This is a genomic window from Planomonospora algeriensis (genome assembly GCF_977012225.1).
The window spans coordinates 1-2492 of the sequence record NZ_CDRNDK010000687.1; the positions used below are offsets into that span (position 1 = coordinate 1).

General features: G+C 74.4%; 3 protein-coding genes. 2 read left to right on the top strand and 1 reads right to left on the bottom strand.

From position 1 onward, the window contains the following. Both ACWJ6R_RS34510 and ACWJ6R_RS34515 read left to right on the top strand, forming a co-directional pair. Positions 1 to 812: substrate-binding domain-containing protein (locus ACWJ6R_RS34510; protein WP_449066234.1), on the top strand; the 812-nt coding region annotated here is incomplete at its 5' end. Positions 813 to 937: 125 nt separating this feature from the next. Further along, entirely contained in the window at positions 938 to 1825 is an 888-nt protein-coding gene (locus ACWJ6R_RS34515) for a carbohydrate kinase family protein (RefSeq protein WP_449066235.1), read from the top strand. 6 nt (positions 1826 to 1831) lie between these two features. Here ACWJ6R_RS34515 and ACWJ6R_RS34520 read toward each other — a convergent pair. Then, a partial coding sequence (locus tag ACWJ6R_RS34520) for a DUF6537 domain-containing protein (RefSeq protein WP_449066236.1) occupies positions 1832 to 2492 on the bottom strand: 661 nt, incomplete at its 5' end.

A 2492-nucleotide genomic window follows, 5' to 3' on the forward strand; every position in this document is an offset into this window, starting at 1 on the left:
CGATCTTCCCGGCCTTCGCGCAGGCGATCGAGAAGGCGCTCACCCAGCACGGCTATACGCCCGTGCTCTGCACCCAGCTTCCCGGCGGCGCGCCGGAGGACGAGTTCACCGAGCTGCTGATGGAGCGCGGGGTGAGCGGCATCGTCTTCGTCTCCGGCCTGCACGCCGACACCACGGCCCGGATGGACCGCTACACCCGGCTCATCGACCGGGGGCTCCCGATCGTCCTGCTCGACGGCTACACCGACCAGATCGACGCGCCGTTCATCTCGCCGGACGACCGGCTCGCCGCGCGGCTGGCCGTACAGCACCTGGTCGACCTCGGGCACGAGCGCATCGGCCTGGCCCTCGGCCCGCGCAGGTTCGTGCCGGTCGTCCGGAAGATCGAGGGCTACCGGCAGGCGATGTCCCAGCTGCTCGGGACGACCGAGGTGGATGAGTTGATCTCGCACTCGCTGTTCTCGGTGGAGGGCGGCCAGGCCGCGGCCGGGGTGCTGCTGGAACGCGGCTGCACCGGCATCGTGTGCGCCTCCGACCTGATGGCGCTGGGCGCGATCCGGGCCTGCCGGGACCGGGGCCTGTCGGTGCCGGGCGAGGTGTCGGTGGTCGGCTTCGACGACTCGCCGCTGATCGCCTTCACCGACCCGCCGCTGACCACGGTGCGCAAGCCGATCGGCGCCATGGCCTCGGCGGCGGTGGAGACGCTCCTGGAGGAGATCAACGGCGCGCCGGGCAAGAACATGGAGCTGATGTTCCAGCCCGAGCTGGTCGTGCGCCGCTCCACCGGCTCCGGCCCGCTGGTCAACCGCTGACCCCTCCGCTCCACCGGCTCCGAGCCGCGGGCTCCCGCCCTCCGGCTGACCGCCTCCTCGGAGCCCTCACCTCCTCCGGCCTGCCTCCGTACGGCCGGCCCCTCTCCGGACAAGGACCTGAACCGATGACGCACGACGTCGTGGTGATCGGCGGGACGGGCGTGGACACCACCGCCTACGTGCCCGCCCTGCCCCTGCCCTACGCCGACACCTACGCCGTACCGCCGGTGGTCGACCGGATCGGCAACACCGGCAGCGGCGTCGCGCTCGGCTGCCACGCGCTCGGCCTGCGGGTGCGCCTCGTCGACCTGGTCGGCGACGACCCGCAGGGGCGCCTCATCCGTGAGCACTTCGCGGCCCGGGGCATCGACGCGGGCTGGGCCACCGCCCCCCAGGGCACCCGGCGCAGCGTCCTGCTCGTCGGCCCGGACGGGCGGCGCACCTCGCTGTTCGACCCGCGCGCCGAGCCGGGCGAGCGGCTCCCGCGCGAGCTCTACCTGGACGCCGCCCGCCACGCCCGGCACGTCCACGTGTCGATCACCGACTTCTCCCGGCACGTCTACCCCGACCTGGCCGGCCGCCCCGCCGCCACGGTCTCCACCGACCTGCACGACTGGGACGGGGAGAACGACCACCACCGGGACTTCGCCCGCTCCTCGGGGCTGGTCTTCCTGTCCGCGACCGCGCTGGGGGACCGGCGCGAGGAGGTCATGCGCGCCATCCTCGCCATGGGCCGGGCCGAGACCGTGGTCTGCACGGCGGGCGCCGACGGTTGCCACGTGCTCGACTCCGGCGGGCTGAGGCACTTCGCGGCCGCGCCGCTGCCCGGACCGGTGGCCGACAGCAACGGCGCGGGCGACGCCTTCGTCAGCGGGTTCCTGTACGGCAGGCTGCACGGCCGCCCGGTGGAGGAGTGCGTGCGCCTCGGCGCGGTCGCGGGAGCCCACGCCTGCACGGTGACGGGCACCCACGAGGCCCCGATCACCGCCGAGGCGCTGCTCGCGCGGGCGTAGCGGGGGTCAGCGCGAGGGGTCCAGCTCCGCCAGCAGGGCGGCGGCCTTCTCCCGGTAGGCGGCGACGCCCGCCAGCTTGACCTCCTCGTAGCCGCGGATCACCTCGGGCAGCTCGGCCAGCTCGCGGACCCGGTCCTCGGTCTGCGGGGTCAGGCCCGCCAGGGCGCGGTGCACGTCGCGGGTGTACTCGGCGACGAGCTCCCGCTCGACCCTGCGCACCCCGGCCGCGCCGAACGGGTCCAGCCTCGTGCCGCGCACCCTGCGCATGCCGTACAGCAGGCGGAAGGCCGGGTCGAACCAGGAGCCCAGGCGGATCTTGCGCTTCATGCCCATCGCCCGCAGGACCGGCGGGTGCAGGTTGTAGGAGATCTTCGCGCCGGGCCCGAACTCGGCGGCGATCCTGGCCCGCTCGGCCGGGTCGAGGTGCAGGCGCGCGACCTCGTACTCGTCCTTGTAGGTCATCAGCCGGTGCAGCTGGCGGGCGTAGGCCTCGGTGACCGGGCACCGCTCCGGCGTCTCGCGGGCGAGCACCTCGCGGACCGCGTCGGCGTACCGGGCGGCGTAGTGCAGGTCCTGGTAGGCGACCAGGTCCGGCACCCGGACGGTGAGGATCCGGTGCAGCTCGCCGCCCTCGGCCGCGCCGACCGACCCGACCAGCCGCCGGACC

Excerpts from the sequence above, each read along its gene's own strand:
- ACWJ6R_RS34515 (WP_449066235.1), top strand. The coding sequence starts at position 938 with ATGACGCACGACGTCGTGGTGATCGGCGGGACGGGCGTGGACACCACC.